Origin of the sequence: Paracoccus sp. SJTW-4 (assembly GCF_047716885.1) — a bacterium.
Taxonomy (GTDB): Bacteria; Pseudomonadota; Alphaproteobacteria; order Rhodobacterales; family Rhodobacteraceae; genus Paracoccus; species Paracoccus solventivorans.
Genome location: NZ_CP136681.1, coordinates 2,027,042 through 2,041,789, shown reverse-complemented (window position 1 = coordinate 2,041,789; position 14,748 = coordinate 2,027,042). Strand labels below are relative to the sequence as shown.

At 68.3% G+C, this 14,748-nt stretch carries 14 protein-coding genes; 5 read left to right on the top strand and 9 right to left on the bottom strand.

Annotation, left to right across the window (positions count from 1 at the left end):
* Positions 1 to 76 precede the first annotated feature (76 nt).
* From RSP45_RS09960 to RSP45_RS09950, 3 genes are read left to right on the top strand one after another with little or no spacing between them, the layout of a single operon-like run.
* Complete coding sequence (locus RSP45_RS09960) at positions 77 to 700, top strand: LysE family translocator (protein WP_415391812.1); 624 nt, start codon at positions 77 to 79, stop codon at positions 698 to 700.
* 10 nt (positions 701 to 710) lie between these two features.
* Complete coding sequence (locus tag RSP45_RS09955) at positions 711 to 1,358, top strand: pseudouridine synthase (RefSeq protein WP_415391811.1); 648 nt, start codon at positions 711 to 713, stop codon at positions 1,356 to 1,358.
* Between the two features lie 58 nt (positions 1,359 to 1,416).
* Positions 1,417 to 1,962 (top strand): lipocalin family protein, encoded by a 546-nt coding sequence (locus tag RSP45_RS09950; RefSeq protein ID WP_415391810.1) that lies wholly within the window; start codon positions 1,417 to 1,419, stop codon positions 1,960 to 1,962.
* Positions 1,963 to 2,314: 352 nt separating this feature from the next.
* Here RSP45_RS09950 and hslU read toward each other — a convergent pair whose 3' ends face one another.
* Both hslU and hslV read right to left on the bottom strand, forming a co-directional pair.
* Positions 2,315 to 3,613: an ATP-dependent protease ATPase subunit HslU gene (gene hslU / locus RSP45_RS09945; RefSeq protein WP_415391809.1), complete on the bottom strand. Its 1,299-nt coding sequence runs from the start codon at positions 3,611 to 3,613 to the stop codon at positions 2,315 to 2,317.
* Between the two features lie 75 nt (positions 3,614 to 3,688).
* Positions 3,689 to 4,249 (bottom strand): ATP-dependent protease subunit HslV, encoded by a 561-nt coding sequence (gene hslV, locus RSP45_RS09940; RefSeq protein ID WP_415391808.1) that lies wholly within the window; start codon positions 4,247 to 4,249, stop codon positions 3,689 to 3,691.
* A gap of 82 nt (positions 4,250 to 4,331) precedes the next feature.
* On the opposite strand from hslV, the gene RSP45_RS09935 reads away from it, so the two are divergent.
* Complete coding sequence (locus RSP45_RS09935) at positions 4,332 to 5,231, top strand: hypothetical protein (RefSeq protein ID WP_415391807.1); 900 nt, start codon at positions 4,332 to 4,334, stop codon at positions 5,229 to 5,231.
* A gap of 68 nt (positions 5,232 to 5,299) precedes the next feature.
* The gene (locus tag RSP45_RS09930) at positions 5,300 to 6,517 is read left to right on the top strand and encodes an NAD(P)/FAD-dependent oxidoreductase (RefSeq protein ID WP_415391806.1); all 1,218 of its coding nucleotides are present in this window, start codon (positions 5,300 to 5,302) and stop codon (positions 6,515 to 6,517) included.
* A gap of 27 nt (positions 6,518 to 6,544) precedes the next feature.
* Here the strand turns inward: RSP45_RS09930 and RSP45_RS09925 are convergent, their stop codons facing one another.
* The 7 genes from RSP45_RS09925 to RSP45_RS09895 all read right to left on the bottom strand — a co-directional run bounded on the left by RSP45_RS09925 (position 6,545) and on the right by RSP45_RS09895 (position 14,748).
* Positions 6,545 to 8,125 (bottom strand): acetolactate synthase large subunit, encoded by a 1,581-nt coding sequence (locus RSP45_RS09925; protein ID WP_415391805.1) that lies wholly within the window; start codon positions 8,123 to 8,125, stop codon positions 6,545 to 6,547.
* Entirely contained in the window at positions 8,122 to 10,338 is a 2,217-nt protein-coding gene (locus RSP45_RS09920; protein ID WP_415391804.1) for an acetate--CoA ligase family protein, read from the bottom strand. The genes RSP45_RS09925 and RSP45_RS09920 overlap by 4 nt, the downstream gene beginning before the upstream one ends.
* A gap of 57 nt (positions 10,339 to 10,395) precedes the next feature.
* The gene (locus RSP45_RS09915) at positions 10,396 to 11,046 is read right to left on the bottom strand and encodes a TetR/AcrR family transcriptional regulator (protein WP_415391803.1); all 651 of its coding nucleotides are present in this window, start codon (positions 11,044 to 11,046) and stop codon (positions 10,396 to 10,398) included.
* A 65-nt stretch (positions 11,047 to 11,111) separates the two neighbouring features.
* On the bottom strand, positions 11,112 to 12,272 hold the full coding sequence (locus RSP45_RS09910) for an acyl-CoA dehydrogenase family protein (RefSeq protein ID WP_415391802.1): 1,161 nt from the start codon (positions 12,270 to 12,272) through the stop codon (positions 11,112 to 11,114).
* A 9-nt stretch (positions 12,273 to 12,281) separates the two neighbouring features.
* Positions 12,282 to 13,082, bottom strand: coding sequence for an enoyl-CoA hydratase/isomerase family protein (locus RSP45_RS09905; protein ID WP_415391801.1), 801 nt, complete (start codon positions 13,080 to 13,082; stop codon positions 12,282 to 12,284).
* Positions 13,083 to 13,118: 36 nt separating this feature from the next.
* Positions 13,119 to 13,940: an enoyl-CoA hydratase-related protein gene (locus tag RSP45_RS09900; protein ID WP_415391800.1), complete on the bottom strand. Its 822-nt coding sequence runs from the start codon at positions 13,938 to 13,940 to the stop codon at positions 13,119 to 13,121.
* Entirely contained in the window at positions 13,933 to 14,748 is an 816-nt protein-coding gene (locus RSP45_RS09895) for an ABC transporter permease (protein ID WP_415391799.1), read from the bottom strand. The genes RSP45_RS09900 and RSP45_RS09895 overlap by 8 nt, the downstream gene beginning before the upstream one ends.

Sequence of the window (14,748 nt, the reverse complement as noted above, 5' to 3'; positions counted from 1 at the left end):
AGTCCAGCGCGCGCACTTTCCCTTGCGCGCCGGGCAGGTCAGATTGCGCGGGCAACCGCAGCCAAAGGATGCGCGCATGATCTGGGACACGCTGGCCAATATTCCCGCGCCGCAGCTGGCGGCCTTTGTCACCGGCGGGCTGGTGCTGAATGCCGCGCCGGGGCAGGATGTGATGTTCGCCACCGCTGCCGGGATCCAGGGCGGGCCGCGCGACGGGGCGCTGGCGGGCTTGGGCGTGGGGCTGGGGGTACTGGTCCATGTCGGGCTGAGCGTGCTGGGACTGGGCGCACTGATCGCCGCCCATCCCGAGGCGCTGGCGGCGATCCGCTGGGCGGGGGCGGGGTATCTGCTGCTGCTGGCCTGGCGGGCCTGGAATGCGCCGCCGCCCGACCCGGGGCGCAAGCCCCTCCGCCGCGGCGACGTGGTGCGGCGGGGGTTCCTGTCCAACCTGCTCAACCCCAAGCCGGTGCTGTTCCTGCTGGCCTTCCTGCCGCAGTTCACCAGCCCGGCCTATGGCCCGGTCTGGCAGCAGCTGGCCGGGCTGGGCGCGATCTTTGCCGCCACCGGCACGCTGGTCACCATGGGCTATGGCGCGGCGGCGGGCTGGCTGGGGCTGCGGCTGGCCGGGCGGCTGGGGCTGCTCAACCGCATCGCGGCGGTGATGTTCGCGGGGCTGGCGGTGCGGCTGGTGGCCCGGTAATCCGGCTGGCATGAGCTTTGTCTATCAGCCCACCCCGGAACAGCCGCGCCTGATCCACCACGATGACCAGATCCTGGTGGTGGAGAAACCCGCCGGCCTGCTGTCGGTGCCGGGGCGCGGAGAGGACCGCGCCGACTGCCTGATCGCGCGGCTGCGGGTGGCGTTCCCGACCGTGCTGCTGGTGCATCGGCTGGACCTGGACACCTCGGGGGTGATGGTGTTCGCGCTGACGCCCCACGCGCAGAAGCACCTGGGCCAGCAGTTCGAGCGGCGGCAGGTCAAGAAGGCCTATGTCGCCCGGGTCTGGGGGCGGCTGCAGCCCGCGACCGGGCGGGTGGACCTGCCGCTGATCGTGGACTGGCCGAACCGCCCGCGGCAAAAGGTCGATCACGAACAAGGCCGCCCGGCGCAGACCGACTGGCGGGTGATCCGCGCCGGTGACGATGAAACCCGTGTGCGGCTGTTCCCGCTGACCGGGCGCAGCCACCAGCTGCGGGTGCATATGGCCAGCCTCGGCCACCCGATCCTGGGCGATCCGCTGTATGCGACCGGCGCTGCCGCCGATCACCCGCGGCTGATGCTGCACGCTGAATCGCTGCGCCTGCGCCACCCCGACAGCAATGTGACGCACAGCTTTACCGCCAGGCCGCCGTTCTAGGCACCTGCAGGGATCGTTTCGGCGCCGCGCACGTTGGGCCGGCGTCAAGGAGATCACCATGCGTATCCGCCATCTTGCGGCCGGTCTGGCCGCTGTTGCCGCGCTGTCCGCCTGCGCCCGCGCCGTCATGACCCGCGTTCCCCGCGGCATCACCCCGGTCGAGGGCTTCGAGGTCGAGCGCTACATGGGCCGCTGGTACGAGATCGCCCGGCTGGACCACCGTTTCGAGCGCGGCATGACCGACGTCACCGCCGATTACCGGCTGCAGCAGGACGGCACCGTGCAGGTGGTCAACAGCGGGATGCGCGCGGGCCAGCGCCGCTCTGCCCGCGCCACGGCGCGGTTCCGGGGCGATCCCTCGGTCGCCAGCCTCGCGGTTACGTTCTTCCCCGGATTTCCCGGTGGCTACCACGTCTTTGCGCTGGACGAGGATTACCGCTGGGCGCTGGTGTCGGGGCCGGACCGCGGCTATCTGTGGATCCTCGCCCGCCGCCCGAGGATCGAGCCCGGGCTTTACCGGCAACTGGTCGGGATCGCCCGGGACCGCGGCTTTCCGGTGGACCGGCTGATCCGGGTCCGGCACGGCGACGCGCTGGCACCCTGAGCGGCCCCCTAAACCTGGACAGGGGGCGGGGCAGGAGCTCCCCCTGAATCCGGAAAAGATTCCTCTGAAATGCGGCGTTTCAGGCCGGCGTGTCGCGGATTTCTCCAGCTCTGCCTCGGGATCGAGCCGGGGCTTTACCGGCAGTTGGTCGGGATCGCGCGGAATCGCGGCTTCCCGGCTGATCCGGGTCAGGGGCGCCCCGTCGCCTGAGCGCCGCTAAACCTGGACAGCGGTCGGGGGCAGGAAACGTCCTGAATCCGGCAAGGCCCCTTGAATATGCGGCGTTTCAAGCCGGTACGCGGCAACCTTCCCGGCTCCCCCACCCCACCATCCCGCGCCGCTTTCCAGCCCCCTAAAGCACGTAGCGCGACAGGTCGGCCGAGCGCGCCAGGTCGCCCAGCTGCGATTCGACGAAAGCGGCGTCCACCAGCACCCGCTCGCCCCGGCGGTCGGGGGCGGTGAAGGACAGGTCCTCGAATACCCGCTCGATCACCGTGTAAAGCCGGCGCGCGCCGATGTTTTCCACGCTGCCGTTCACCTCGGCGGCAATGCGGGCCAGGGCGGCGATGCCGTCTTCGGTAAAGCTGACCTCGACGCCCTCGGTTCGCATCAGCTCGGCATATTGCAGGGTCAGGGCGTTGTCGGTCTCGGTCAGGATGCGGATGAAATCTGCCTCGGTCAGCGCCCGCAGCTCGACCCGGATCGGCAGCCGCCCCTGCAGTTCCGGCAGCAGGTCGCTGGGTTTGGCGATGTGGAACGCGCCCGAGGCGATGAACAGGATGTGGTCGGTACGCACCGGCCCGTATTTCGTGGACACGGTGGTGCCCTCGATCAGCGGCAGCAGGTCGCGCTGCACGCCCTCGCGCGAGATCTCGCCGCCGCGGGCGTCGCTGCGGGCGCAGACCTTGTCGATCTCGTCGATGAAGACGATGCCGGATTGCTGCACCGAGTCCAGCGCCGCGGCCTTGATCTGCTCGTCGTCCAGCAGCTTGTCGGCCTCTTCCGCGATCAGCAGCTCGTAGGATTGCGCGACGGTGACCTTGCGCCGCACCCGGCGGCCGCCGAACGCCTTCATCAGCGCCGACAGGTCCATCATCTGGCCCATGCCGGGCTGGCCCGGAATCTCCATCCCCAGGGGGGAGGAGGTGTCGTTCAGCTCCAGCTCGATCACCGTGTCGTCCAGCTCGCCGCGCTTGAGCTTGCCGCGGAACAGCTCGCGCGTCTGCTCGCGCGCGCCCTCGCCTGCCAAAGCGGCGATCACCCGGTCCTCGGCGGCGGCGCGGGCGCGCGCGGTCACCTCCTCGCGCATCCGCTGGCGGGTCTCGACCATGGCGGCGTCGGCCAGGTCGCGGATGATCTGTTCCACGTCGCGGCCGACATAGCCGACCTCGGTGAACTTGGTGGCCTCGACCTTGACAAAGGGGGCGTGCGCCAGTTTCGCCAGCCGCCGGCTGATCTCGGTCTTGCCGACGCCGGTGGGGCCGATCATCAGGATGTTCTTGGGATACACCTCGTCGCGCAGGTCGGCGGACAGCTGCTGGCGCCGCCAGCGGTTGCGCATCGCCACCGCGACGGCGCGCTTGGCGTCAGCCTGCCCGATGATGAAGCGGTCAAGCTCGGCGGTGATCTGGCGGGGGGTCAGGTCGGTCATGGCCGCAGGCTCCGTTCGTTCTTCATCATGAAAATATCCCGGGGTCCGGGGCAGCGCCCCGGTCCGGCGGCGCCATCACGAGGCGCTGATCCGTTCCACGGTCAGGTTGCCGTTGGTATAGACACAGATCTCGGCGGCGATCGCCATGGCGCGGCGGGCGATCGCCTCGGCGTCGATGTCGCCGTCGCTCAGCGCCCGCGCCGCCGCCAGCGCGTAATTTCCGCCCGAGCCGATCGCGGCGACGTCATGTTCGGGTTCCAGCACGTCGCCGGCGCCGGTGACCACATAAAGCTGGGCGCCGTCGGTGACGATCAGCATCGCCTCCAGGTTGCGCAGGTATTTGTCGGTGCGCCAGTCCTTGGCCAGCTCGACACAGGCACGCTGCAACTGCCCGGGCGCGGATTCCAGTTTTTTTTCAAGCCGTTCCAGCAGGGTAAAGGCGTCGGCGGTCGATCCGGCAAAGCCCACCACCACGTCGCGCCCGCCGGGGGACAGGCGGCGGACCTTGCGGGCGGTCCCCTTCATCACGGTCTGGCCGACACTGACCTGCCCGTCGCCGGCCATCACCACCTCGGCCCCGCGGCGCACCGCCAGGATCGTGGTGCCGTGCCAGCCGGGGAAACGCTCGTCGCTCATCTCGTCCTCGTCCGTTGCCGCGGCATCAGATATGGGCGCGGTGCCGCTTTCGCAACGCGGCTGCGCGGATTATGGCTGGGGCATGGAAACCGCCCCGACCCTGCGCGTCCACCTGCATGGGCAGATGCTGGCCTCGGCCCGCGCCGGCAGTTTTCCGGCGATGGCGGTGCTGGCGGATACGGTGCGCGCGCAGGGCTGGCGGGTGGCGTTCGAGCCCGCCTCGGCCGCCCCCGACCCCGAGCCGCCCCTCGGCGATTATGCGCTGCTCTACATGAAGCGGCCGCTGCACCCGCGCTGCCTGACGCTGCGCCGCGCCTATCACTATCCGTTCTGGTGGATCGAGCCGGTGGCCGAGCGCTGGCGCTTTGCCGTCGCCCGCACCGCGTTCGACCCGGAGACCGTGGACCCGGCCCGCGCTGCCGCCTTTGTCCAGCGCCTGCGCCAGCGGGTGCTGCCCGGGCCGCCGCCGCAGCGGGGCGACCACGTGCTGGTGCCGCTGCAAGGCCAGATCCGCCGCACCCGCTCGTTCCAGACCGCCAGCCCCGTCGAGATGGTCGAGGCCGCCTGCCGCAGCGGCCGCCCGGTGGTGGCGACGCTGCATCCCTCCGAACTCTACGACGAGGCCGATCACCGGGCCCTGGCGCAGCTGCAGCGCCATTACCCCAAGCTGACCATCGGCGGCGACACCATGGCGCTGCTGCGCGACTGCGCCTTCGTGGTGGCGCAGAACAGCGCGGTGGCCTTTGACGGGCTGATTCTGGACAAGCCGGTGGTGCTGTTCGCGCAGATCGACTTTCACCACCCCTGCCTGAACGTGGCGGAACTGGGCGCCCAGACCGCGATCGCGGCCGCCGCCACCGCCCGGCCGGACCACGCCCCCTATCTGTGGTGGTTCCTCAAGCACCGCGCCATCGACGCGCGGGCGCCGGATGCGGGGGCGCGGATGCTGGCGGCGATGCGGCGCGGCGGCTGGCCGATCTGAGCCGCCGGGGGTTGCGCCCGCCCGCCCGCTTGCCGCAGTTTCGGCCGGAATCGGGCAAGGGGCGGGTCATGTCGGAACATGTGGTCATCATCGGCGCGGGGCAGGGCGGCTTGCAGGTCGCGGCCAGCCTGCGCCAGGACGGGTTTAAAGGACGCATCACCCTGATCGGGGACGAGCCCGGCCTGCCCTATCAGCGCCCACCGCTGAGCAAGGGCTACATGGCCGACGGCGACGCCAGCCGGCTGGCGCTCAAGCCGCAGGGGTTCTTCGATACCGAGGGCGTGGACTACCGCCCCGAGACCCCGGTCGCCCGGATCGACCTTGCCGCCGGCCGGGTGCAGCTGGCGGGGAGCGAGGCGCTGCCCTTCGACCGGCTGGTGCTGGCCACCGGCGCGCGCAACATCCTGCCGCCGCTGCCGGGGATCGAGCTGCCGGGGGTGCATCTGCTGCGCGGGCTGGCGGACGCGGCGGCGCTGCGCGCGGCCATGGCGGGCGCGCGGCGGGCGGTGGTGATCGGCGGCGGCTTCATCGGGCTGGAGTTCGCGGCCGTGGCCGCCGCGGCCGGCGTCGAGGTCACGGTGATCGAGGCCGCCGACCGGCTGATGTCGCGCGCGGTGACCCCGCCGACCTCGGCGCGCTTCCTCGATTTCCACCGCGGCGCCGGGGTCGAGGTGCGGCTGGGCGCGCTGGGTGCTGCAATTCTTGGTGACGAAAGTGCGACGGGCGTGGCGCTGGCCGACGGCAGCACCATCCCCGCCGATCTGGTGCTGGTCGCCGTGGGGGTGCGCCCGAATGTCGAGCTTGCGCAGGACGCCGGGCTTGCGGTCGCCGACGGCATCACCGTGGACGGGCATCTGCGCAGCAGCGATCCGCGGGTCTTCGCCATCGGCGACTGCGCGAATTTCCCGCTCGACGGCAGGCACGTGCGGCTGGAATCCGTACAGGCCGCGGCCGACCACGCCCGCCATGTCGCGCGCAGCATCGCCGGGCAGGAACAGCCCCCCTATGACGCGCTGCCGTGGTTCTGGTCCGACCAGGGGCCGCTGAAACTGCAGATCGCCGGGCTGTCCGCCGGCTGGGACGCGACCCACGCGCTGCAGGACGCCACCGGCGCCACCGACACGGTGCTGGCTTTCCGCGAGGACCGGCTGATCGCCGTCGAGACCATCAACCAGGCCGGCCGCCACATGGCCGCACGCCGCCTGCTGGCGCAGCCGGCCGGCATCAGCCGCGACACGCTGGCCGCCCACGACTACGACCTGCGCGCGGCGCTGTCGGCGCGTTAGAGCGGCAGCCTGCCGGGCGCGCGCGCCTTAATCGAAGCGCAGGTCAAGCAGCGTCGGACCGCTTGCGGAAAGCGAGCGGCTAAAGGCAGCGGAAAGCTCTTCCGCCGTGGTCACCCCCTCGGCGCGGACCCCGAAACCCTGCGCGATGGAAACCCAGTCCAGAGCAGGGCGGTCCAGGCTCATCATGTCGCGGGCGGTGGGGCCGGGCTGCGCGCCGACCTTGGCATATTCGTCCAGCAGGATCGCATAAGAGCGGTTGTTGAGCAGCAGTGTGGTGACCGGCAGCCCCTCGCGTGCCTGCGTCCACAGCGCCTGCACGGTATAGGCCGCAGATCCGTCCGCCTGCAGCGTGACGACGCGCCGGTCCGGGCGGCCGATCGCTTGCGCGCCGATTGCCGCCCCGGTGGCCAGAGGCATACCGCCTCCGATCGCGCCGCCGGTCACGGTCAGCCAGTCGCAGGGCGCCGCAAAAGGCATTGCCGCCTCGAACCCGCCGCCCAAGGTTAGGGCTTCGTTCACCACGATTGCATCGTCAGGCAGCAGCCGCGCTACCGTCGCAGCCAGGGTTTCGGGGGTGATCGGCCCTGTCGCCGGGGGAATATCAACGCTTTGAACAGGAATGCCGGCGGGGCTGGCGTCCAGCGCGGCGGCCAGCGCCTGCAGGGCGGCTGCGGCGTCCTGATCCTCGCGCGACAGGGTGACGATTTCGGCATCGGAGCGCTGCATGTAGCTGGGCCGGCCGGGATACAGGAAAAACCCCACCGGCGGCGGGCAGTTCACCAGTATCAGCACGTCATATGGCGCGAGTTCCCGGATCGCCTGATCGACCGAGTAGGGAACCGGGGGCAGCGCCAGCCGGCCCCGGCCGCGCGGCAGGGCGGAAATCGTGGGACTGGCCATCAGCGTCGCATCCGTGGCCCGCGCGATGCCGGCAAGCAGCGGATGCAGATCTACCTGCACGGCCGGCGTGCCCAACAGGATCAGCGCCTTGCGCCCGGACCGCAGCGCATGCGCCGCCTTGGCGATCGCACTCGGGTCGGGGCGGCCGGGGGCGGCGGGGTCCAGAGGTTCGGCGGCGACGCCGCCCCTGTTCCATGACACGTCGGCCGGCAGGACCAGGCTTGCGACCCGCCCGTGGGCCGATGCCGCCTGCGCAAGGCCGCGCGCGGCATCCGCGCCGATCCGCGCCGGATCGGTGCCGAATGCATGCCATTCAGAGGTGGCGCGCACCAGCGCATCGACGTCAGAGGTCAGTGGGCTGTCGCAAGACACATGCGCAATCGCATGGTCGCCCACGATGTTCAGCATGCCGCTGCCGGCCCGGCGTGCGTTGTGCAGGTTGGCGATGCCGTTGGCATAGCCCGGGCCGCAATGCAGCAAGGTAGCGGCCGGCCGCCGCGCGATGCGGAAATATCCGTCCGCCATTCCGGTGACGGTGTTCTCCTGCAACCCGAGAACGCAGCGGATGCCCGGAATGCGGTCCAGGGCGGCGACGAAATGCATCTCGCTGGTGCCTGGATTGGCGAAACAGGTGTCCACGCCGCCCGCGATCAAGGTGCGTACCAGGGCTTCGGCCCCGGTCTGGCTGGAAAGGGCTTCGTCCTTCATCTCGCCTCCTCACAAGCAAGGTCGCACGGGGCGTTGCCCATCTGCGCGGCCGCCGCCGTGCCGGGCGCTGCCTCGACGATCAGCGCATCCACGGCGACCGCGGCATCTTCGAAAACCATCAGCGGGTTGACGTCCAGTTCGGACAGGGTGTCGAGATGTGTGCAGGCGTAGTCCGCGACCGCCATGATTGCGTCGATGACGGGGTCCAGCTGCGCGGCGGAACGGCCGCGGAACCCGTCGAGCAGCGGGAACACCTTCAGCCCGCGTAGCGCCGTCTCGACATCCGAGCGGGTGACCGGCAACAGCAGCGGGGTCGCCTCTTTCAGCAGTTCGACGAAGATGCCGCCCGCCCCGATCACCAGAACCATGCCGAACAGCGGGTCGCGTTTCACGCCTACGATCAGCTCGGCCAGTGGTTGCGGCTGCATGGGTTCAAGCAGAAAGCGCTCCAGCCGCAGGTCGGGGCGATGCCGCGCAACGGCGGCAGCCATGCGGTTTGCCGCCTCCAGCGTATCGGCCCGCGTTGCCAGGTTCAGCGCCACGCCGCCGACCTCGGTCTTGTGGGGCAGCTCGTCGTGCAGGACCTTCAGTACCATGGGGGCTGCGAAGGTCTCGGGCAGATCGGCGATCTGCGGCAGGGTGATCATCTGCCCTTGCGGGATGTCCAGCCCATGCGCGGCGAGGCGGTGCTTGGAGTCCGCCTCGTTCACGCTGCGCAGAGCGTCGGGAATCGCCCCCACCGCGTGGGGAATCCGTACGGCAAGCCCGCCGGAGCCGGCAACCGCGTCCTCTCGCAGTCGGGCGCAATGCGCCGCCCACCGGGAAATCACCTCGGCCGCGTCATGCAGCCCCTGAAGCGGCACGATCCCCTGCGCGATCATCGCGCGGCTGGCCTCTTCGGTGATGCCGCCGCTGTTGACCGACGCGTGAAAGACCGGCTTGCCGGCCGCCCTGGCTGCGGCGGCCAGGGCGCGGTCCATCGCCGCGTGGGCCTCGCCCGCCTTGTAGGGCGATCCATGCGGGGGGTAATCCACGACGAGCATCCCGGCATCGACCTCGCCCGCAAGCAGGCTGGTGAACATCGGCGTCAGAAGCTCTTCGTTTCCCCAGTATCCGGCGGTGAAATCCAGCGGGTTCGACACATGGCCAAAGGCGGGCAGAAGCGGCCGGATCACGTCGATCGCCTGCTGCCCGGGCTGGGGCAGCTCCAGGCCGGCCAGCGAACAGTAATCGGCCGCCAGCCCGTTGTCGCCGCCCGAGCTGGAAAACACCGCGATCCTGCGGCCAGTGACGGGGCCGGCCAGCGAGGCGAGCTTCAGCATTTCCAGGAATTGCGGAACGTTATCGGTCTCGATCACCCCAAGCCGCTGGAACAGCGCCTGATAATATTCGTTCCTGCCGGCCAGCGAGCTGGTATGGCTGGCCGCCATCGCCGCGCCCAGTTCTGATCGCCCCGAGCGGCAGACGATCACCGGCATTCCCTTGGACCGCGCCCGCAGGCAGGCCCGTGAAAAGGCGGGAACGTCGCGGATGCCCTCCATGAACAAGCCGAGGCAGGTCACGTGGGGGTCGTCGACCAGAAAGTCGATATAGTCCTCGAACCCCAGCACCGCCTGGTTGCCCGCGCTGATAAGATAAGAGAATGGCACCGACCGCCCGTTCGCGACGATATGCCCGGTCACGTTGCCGCTTTGCGAGATCACGGCCGCGCCGCGGGTGGTGGGCAGCTGCGGATAGGCCGAGGGCCAGATGCTGGCATGGGTGACATAGTTCACCATCCCGTAGCAGTTCGGCCCGACCACGGCCATGTCGCCGGCCGCGCGGACGAAGTCGCGGTCGCGCGCTGCGCCCGCCCCGCCGATCTCGGCAAAGCCCGAGGCATAGCAGACTGCCCCGCCCGCACCCATCTCGCGCAGCTGGTCCAGCGCCGCGATGGTCGCATCCGCGTTGACCGCCAGGAACACGGCGTCCGGCGGTTCGGGCAGATCCGAGATGCGTCGCAGGCAACGAAAGCCGGCCATCTCGCTGCGGGTGGGGTGGACGACGTCCACCGTCCCTGCAAAAGGCTGAAGTCGCAGGGTCTCCAGCGTGCGCGCGGCCTGCCCGCCGCCGATGAAGGCCATGCGGCGCGGCGCAAGCAGCCGTTGCAGGTTGCGGCGGCGCGTTTCGGAAAGGCGGGGTTTGGTGACATCGTCTGCGGTTTGGAACGGCATTCGTGCCCTCTTGCATTCGGAAGATCGGGTTGGCCGCGCCAGGCAAGGCGCTGCGGGTCAATCGCGATAGGGCGGCAGCGGCGCCCTGGTCTCGTAGTTCTCGAGATCGATGGGCGGATCTATCGGGTAGTCCTCGGGGTTTTCCCCGAATTGGTCGCAAAGCCATTTCCGGAGGATCAGCCGGCATTCTTCGCGGGTATAGGCTTCTTCCATCACCAGCCCCAGCCACAGCCCGTCCGCCAGCTGCGTCAGGGTGATGGCCTCCATGCGGGCGTCGATCTCCATCCCGCGTTCGCGCGCGACCGAGGCGATGCGCCGGGTGATATTCGTGCGATAGCGACCCCAGAGATTGCGATGCATGGCCAGCACCTCGGGCAGGACCCAAGCGGCGCTGAAGTAATGCATCAGCATCTGTTCATAGCCCATGTTGCGCAGGAACGGGACGCACACGGCATAGTATAGCTTTCCGAAATGCCCGCTGTCCGTCGAGATCACGACATGCCGGAAGAAATCGTCCACATTCTGAAGATAATATTTGTGGGCGTAGATCAGCAAGTCGTCCTTGTTGTCGAAATAATGGCTGATCAGGCCCCGGGACAGGCCCGATTCCTCGCTGATGGTGCTGATCGTGGAATTGAGATAGCCGTGCTTGCGAAGCGACCGCAGGGTCGCGATGATCAGCTCGGCCTTTCGGGCCTCGCTCGTCAATCGCGGCTTGGGTACGCGTTTCTCGCGCGGCTGCCTTAACTGTCCCGGGTTTTGCGACACTGGAATTACTGCCTGTAGGGTCTGAGGATATCGCGGGCGATGACATCCTGATGAACTTCGGATGTTCCTTCCCAGATGCGTTCGATTCTGGCGTCGCGCCAGAAACGCTGGATGGGAAAATCCTCCATCAGGCCCATGCCGCCGAAAATCTGCACCGCGTCGTCGGCCACCCGGAACACCATTTCGGAACACCAGTAATTGACCATCGAGGCTTCGGTGCGGTTCATCAACCCCTCGTCCATCTTCCAGGCGGCTTCCTTGACCATCAGGTCGCCCAGCTTGATGTCCACGGCCATGTTCGCCACCTTGAAACCGACGCCCTGGAACTCGCCGATGGTCCGGTCGAAAGCCTTGCGCGACGCGGCCCATTCCTTGGTCATCTCGAATATGCGCTCGGCCCGGCCCACACAATGCGCCGCCAGCGCCACCCTGCCATCGTAAAGCCATTCGTTGGCGGTGTCGAAGCCGCTGCCCTCGTCGCCCAGGATCTTGCTGTCGGGCACCCGGACCTTGTCCAGATAGATCATGTTGGGGTTATAGCCGCGGGTCACGATGGATTTCATCGGCTCGACCCGCAGGCCGGGCGTGTCCTTGTCCACCAGGAACGAGGTAAAGCGCTTGCGCGGCCCGCGTTCGGTCTGCTCCACCCCGGTGACCGCGATCAGGATGATGAAATCGGCGATATCTGCGGCCGAGATGAATTGCTTCACCCCGTCGATGACCCAATCGTCGCCGTCTCGCACCGCGCGGGTGGTGATGGCACGGGCGTCGGACCCGGCGCCGGGTTCGGTCAGGGCGAAAGCGTCCTTTCGTTCGCCCCGGATGCAGGGCAACAGATATTCCTCGATCTGCTCGCCCCGGCATTTGAACAGGATGCCGGTGACGCCGCGGTTCATGCACATGCCTAGCGGGGAATGCGGCTTGCCCATCACGCGCTCGGCCTGCATCTTCGTCTGCTTGTCCAGCCCGGCCCCGCCCCATTCCTCGGGCACATACATGTTGGTGAACCCGGCTTCGGCGGCCTTCTGCCGTATGTCCTGCCGGATCTCGTCGGGGACATAGCGCAATTCCTCGACCAGGGCTTCATGGGGATAGAGCTCGCGCTTGCAGAACTCTTCCAGCGAGTCGACGAGCGATTGCTGCTCGAAGCTGAGTGCGAAATCCATGCCCGTCTCCTATGCGCCGACAAAGCGGGGGGCGCGGCGCTCATTGGCGGCGGCTAGCCCTTCGGCGTGATCCTGCGTCGGCGCACACAGCTTGCCCGCGGCGACCTCTTCCAGCTGTTGGTCCGAAAGGCTGCGGCTGAAGGCGCTGTTCAGCAGGCGCTTGGTCTGGGCGATGGCCACCGTCGGCCCCGAGGCCAGCCGCTGCGCGAACTCCAGCGTGTTGTCCCACAGCCGGTCGGGGTCCGAGACGTGGCTGACCAGCCGGTTCTCAAGCGCGACATCGGCTGTCCACAGCTCTCCGGTAAAAGCCAGCCGCTTGGCGGCCTCGAGCCCGATCACGCGCGGCATCAGCCAGGTGCCGCCGCAGTCGGGGTTATAGCCGACGTTGGTGTAAGAACAGATGAACTTGGCCCGGTCGGACGCATAGCGGAAATCGCAGGCCAGTGCCATGTCAAGCCCCGCCCCCACCGCCGCGCCGTCGATCATGGCGATGGTCGGCTTGGGCATGTCATGGACCTGCTGGATCAGCTTCAGCGATTCCTCGACCCAGTTCATGTCGGGCCAGGGGTTGTCGCCTTCGGACTTGCTGGCCCATTCCTTGACATCGGCGCCCGCGGAAAACGCGCCGCCCCGGCCGGTCAGGATCAGCGCCCGCATCGTCCTGTCTTCTGCCGCTTCGCGCAGGGCGCGCCGCAGCTCGATGGTGATCCCCATGGCAAGCGCGTTGCGCGACTTGGGACGGTTGAGCGCGATCACCCCGACGGCATCGTGGCGCTCGATCTCGATAAACTCGTACATTGGTTCCTCCATTCGATTTTGTGCAATCCGGGGCGCCAGGGCCTTCGATCAGCGCCCAGTCCAGCGAGGTGGGCGGCGTTCCAGAAAGGCGCGCTGGCCTTCGATCATGTCGCTGGACGACAGCATCTGCCGGTAGCAGGACAGGTCGCCCTGCGTGTCTGCGCGCAGCTCCATCGCCTCGCGGTCGGGCAGCCCGTCGACGGCGCGCAGGGTTTCCTTCAGCGCCTGCGCGGCCAGCGGCGCGCCCCGGGACACCCGCTGTGCGATGCTGCGGGCCAGATCCATCAACTGCGCGCGCGGTGCGGTGCGGTAGACCAGCCCCCAGCGAAGCGCCTCGGCCGCTGACATCGGCTCTCCGGTCCAGATCATCGCGGTTGCCACATGCCAGGGAATGCGGCGCGGCAAGCGTTGCAGCCCGCCGCCGTCCGGCAGCAACCCGCGCTGAAGCTCGGGCAGTTGCAGCCAGGCCTCGTCCGCCATCAGCAGGATGTCGCAGGACAGCGCCAGTTCCAGCCCGCCCCCGATCGCCGGCGCATTGATCGCCGCGATCAGGGGTTTCTTCAGCGACCACAGGGTGGTGATGCCGCCGAAGCCGCCCTCTTCCGCCTTGACGCCCCGGTCCCTTTCGTCGGTTTCGGTCGCTTCCCGGAAATCCAGCCCGGCCGAGAACGCCTTGTCGTTGCCGCTGGACAGAATGCCCACGCGTAGCTCGGGATCGTTCTGCAGATGCAGCGCCGCGCGTTCCATGGCCCGGCTGAAGCGGCGGCAGATCGCGTTCACCTTGGGTTTTACCATGCGGATTTCCAGCACCGCGCCGTCGCGATGCAGCTCGACGAAACCGTCGAGCTCGCGTTCAGGGTCGTCACGCATCGCGGCCTCCCTTTCGTTTGGCGCGGCTGGTCAGCAGGAACAGCAGCAGCGGCGGGATGCTGGTCACCAGCAGCATCAGGGTCGAGACCGCGGCCAGCGTCGGGTCCACGTCGTCGCGCAAGGTGGCAAAAGTGACGCGGGGCAGTGTGGACATCGGCCCCGACGATATCAGCAGCGAGATGATCAGCTCGTCGAAGGACACCAGAAACGACAGCAGCATCGACGTTGCGACCGAGAACTTCAGCTGCGGCAGCGTAATGGTCATGAAGGCGGTGAAACGGTTGGCCCCCAGGCTGCGGGCCACCATTTCCTGGTTCATGTCATAGGATTCAAAGCCGGCCATCATGGTCAGCACGACAAAAGGCATCGCCACGACGCTGTGCCCGAGGATCAGCCCGTGCCGCGTGTTCAGCATTCCGCCCAGCATCGCATAGACGAAGAAGATGCCGACCGCGATCAGGATCGAGGGCACCGCCAGCGGCGACACCAGGATCGCCCGCACCGTGTTGCGGAACGGAAAGTTCCCGACATGCAGCGCATAGGATGCCGCAATCCCGGTCGTCGTGGCCACGATCATCGTGCCAAGGGCGACCTGCAGCGACAGCCACAATGAACCCAGCCATTTCTGCTGGCTGAAGAACTCCTCGTACCAGCGCAGCGACCAGCCGGTGGGCGGAAAGGACAGCGAGGTGGTCGAGCTGAACGAGACCGGCACCACCACAAGCGTGGGCGCGACAAGGAAAAAGACCACGAACCCGACAAGGACATAAAGCCAGATCCGGGCGCGGTGGGACACATGGGATTCCAT

Excerpts from the sequence above, each read along its gene's own strand:
- RSP45_RS09935 (WP_415391807.1), top strand. The coding sequence starts at position 4,332 with ATGGAAACCGCCCCGACCCTGCGCGTCCACCTGCATGGGCAGATGCTG.
- RSP45_RS09895 (WP_415391799.1), bottom strand. The coding sequence starts at position 14,748 with ATGGAATCCCATGTGTCCCACCGCGCCCGGATCTGGCTTTATGTCCTT.
- RSP45_RS09900 (WP_415391800.1), bottom strand. The coding sequence starts at position 13,940 with ATGCGTGACGACCCTGAACGCGAGCTCGACGGTTTCGTCGAGCTGCAT.
- RSP45_RS09905 (WP_415391801.1), bottom strand. The coding sequence starts at position 13,082 with ATGGAGGAACCAATGTACGAGTTTATCGAGATCGAGCGCCACGATGCC.
- RSP45_RS09950 (WP_415391810.1), top strand. The coding sequence starts at position 1,417 with ATGCGTATCCGCCATCTTGCGGCCGGTCTGGCCGCTGTTGCCGCGCTG.
- hslU (WP_415391809.1), bottom strand. The coding sequence starts at position 3,613 with ATGACCGACCTGACCCCCCGCCAGATCACCGCCGAGCTTGACCGCTTC.
- RSP45_RS09960 (WP_415391812.1), top strand. The coding sequence starts at position 77 with ATGATCTGGGACACGCTGGCCAATATTCCCGCGCCGCAGCTGGCGGCC.
- RSP45_RS09955 (WP_415391811.1), top strand. The coding sequence starts at position 711 with ATGAGCTTTGTCTATCAGCCCACCCCGGAACAGCCGCGCCTGATCCAC.
- hslV (WP_415391808.1), bottom strand. The coding sequence starts at position 4,249 with ATGAGCGACGAGCGTTTCCCCGGCTGGCACGGCACCACGATCCTGGCG.
- RSP45_RS09930 (WP_415391806.1), top strand. The coding sequence starts at position 5,300 with ATGTCGGAACATGTGGTCATCATCGGCGCGGGGCAGGGCGGCTTGCAG.
- RSP45_RS09925 (WP_415391805.1), bottom strand. The coding sequence starts at position 8,125 with ATGAAGGACGAAGCCCTTTCCAGCCAGACCGGGGCCGAAGCCCTGGTA.
- RSP45_RS09910 (WP_415391802.1), bottom strand. The coding sequence starts at position 12,272 with ATGGATTTCGCACTCAGCTTCGAGCAGCAATCGCTCGTCGACTCGCTG.
- RSP45_RS09920 (WP_415391804.1), bottom strand. The coding sequence starts at position 10,338 with ATGCCGTTCCAAACCGCAGACGATGTCACCAAACCCCGCCTTTCCGAA.